This window comes from Candidatus Symbiopectobacterium sp. NZEC135, assembly GCF_025962695.1.
In genome coordinates this window covers 1-1,800 of the sequence record NZ_JAGFPF010000315.1, presented here as the reverse complement: position 1 = coordinate 1,800, position 1,800 = coordinate 1, and the positions used below count along the sequence as shown (strand labels likewise).

The 1,800-nt window shown below is 37.9% G+C and carries 1 protein-coding gene and 2 pseudogenes; all 3 read right to left on the bottom strand.

Features of this window, described 5'->3' with window-relative positions; all coding sequences use genetic code 11:
• Nucleotides 1–90 (bottom strand): annotated as a pseudogene (locus J5224_RS26345) (type VI secretion system tube protein Hcp); the annotation flags it as partial.
• Nucleotides 91–952: 862 nt separating this feature from the next.
• Nucleotides 953–1,291 (bottom strand): zinc ABC transporter substrate-binding protein, encoded by a 339-nt coding sequence (locus tag J5224_RS26340; protein WP_264628127.1) that lies wholly within the window; start codon nucleotides 1,289–1,291, stop codon nucleotides 953–955.
• A gap of 1 nt (nucleotide 1,292) precedes the next feature.
• Nucleotides 1,293–1,800: pseudogene (locus J5224_RS26335) on the bottom strand (hypothetical protein); the annotation flags it as partial.

Below are 1,800 nucleotides of genomic sequence, written 5' to 3'. Positions count from 1 at the left end.
GATATTGCCGACAGAATCAGATGTGAACGCCCCTGAGGTGATGTTGCCCTGCGTTTTATCCTCGCTGCTAATATAGCATGGAGTTGGCATTGTCTGGCTCCTTGTTGTTAGACCGGGGTTATAACAGTCTCAGTAATAAGCAAAAACGATACCAATTTGTAATTTATTGTTTTTTATGAAAATTAAATCATCTGGGTGATCGACAATGCCAACTCTGAGCAAGATATTGCGCAGACCACGCTGATCGTTTGTAAACATTGCGCAGAAAGTGATTTATGCTAGAGAGTGAGCAAGAAATTGCGCAGAATGAGCAATTATGCTGCCAGGTGCTCATTGCTGCCACTGAGAAGTCTCAAAAACAAAAAAACCACCTTGCGGTGGCGTAATAATATTTATAACCAATTGTTTTTATTAACTTAATTGATGGTGCCGGGGCGGGAATTGAAAAACACACCATTTCTATTGAATATAAAGAGCTTATGCTAAAATTCTGCATGATATATACCCTCATTTATACCCACAATCCACTTCGCTTACCCTACCGTTCCGGTACGATTCCCTGTAACTACTTCAGTGGTCAAATCACAGGGTGAATAATACCTGTGTCGTGAAGAGAGATCAAACTAGTCCCCCTTCATTCACAATCCTGTTTTATTTATTTCTTACTGGTAGCAGGTATATCACTTGTGCATTTATGAGTATATGTTCAATGCTCATTTTTATTAAACTTTCGAGGTGCATAGGTTTTTCTGTCTCTAGATGCAGTACCATGGCAACCACCCTTTGGTAGTTGCCTTCTTGAAAAAAGCATTTCTCATTTTTATCAACGTAACTATGCTAGGTTAGCAAACTCGGACAAATTCACCGCTAGCGACCAGCAAAGGCCGTTAGCGGCGAAAAATTAATCAGGTCTAGTCTAATTATCTACTTTCATATACCAAAACAATACCGCCTATTTTCTTGGCCCTTCCCAAAGGAGCTTAGATCTCATTTCTTGAGGAACAATTTCAAAAAGAGATGCTATAAGTTCTTTTTGCCCTCCATAAGCGATTGAAATATCCTCACTACAATTTTCTATATAATATTTCGCTTGAGTATTTAAAAAATAAATATCATGATCTTCAAACTCTGGCGTCAAGATAGTATAAGCCAAATTATGGACAAGCTCTGCCTCAAGATAGCATGATAAATCAGGAGATTTTTTAAATGTCTGTCTATTCCTTATATAAGGGATAGAAAGCAACAACATCTTAATGTATATTTCGTTCTTTTTGAGTTTGACCTTGTTCATTTCACTTCCTTACTGGCATTGCAGTTGAATCTACAGGAACTTTATTTGTGCGAGTCCAAACACCATTTTTCAATAGGTTGTTTATGAAAGTTGAATCTCCAGTTTCCTTATAAATCTCCATAGCAGCAACCATCCTATGGTTACCTTCACTGATATAGTATCTACCATTATTGTCTACGTAGCCAGCGATTATACCTTTTGGTTCTGAGTATAAAAACCTCCCATTCAGCATATCGTTTTTTATAAAATCGACTTGTTCAGGATTTCTTAAACCAGTTTGCAGGCTCTTTATGTTTGATAAAGGCCCTTGTGATGATAAAGCGCCTATTTCAGATATGTAACTTTTTATAACGGGCGCTAAATACTTCCCTGCCAAACCGGACAGCGCATACCCTGCCAACTCACCTGCAGTTTCTTTAGCAAAAAGCGTTAATCCACAGCTATAGCTAATATCCATGCCACAACTATTGAATCGTTCGTAAGCATTTAACCCCATTTTTTTAAACTGA

Excerpts from the sequence above, each read along its gene's own strand:
- J5224_RS26340 (WP_264628127.1), bottom strand. The coding sequence starts at position 1,291 with ATGAACAAGGTCAAACTCAAAAAGAACGAAATATACATTAAGATGTTG.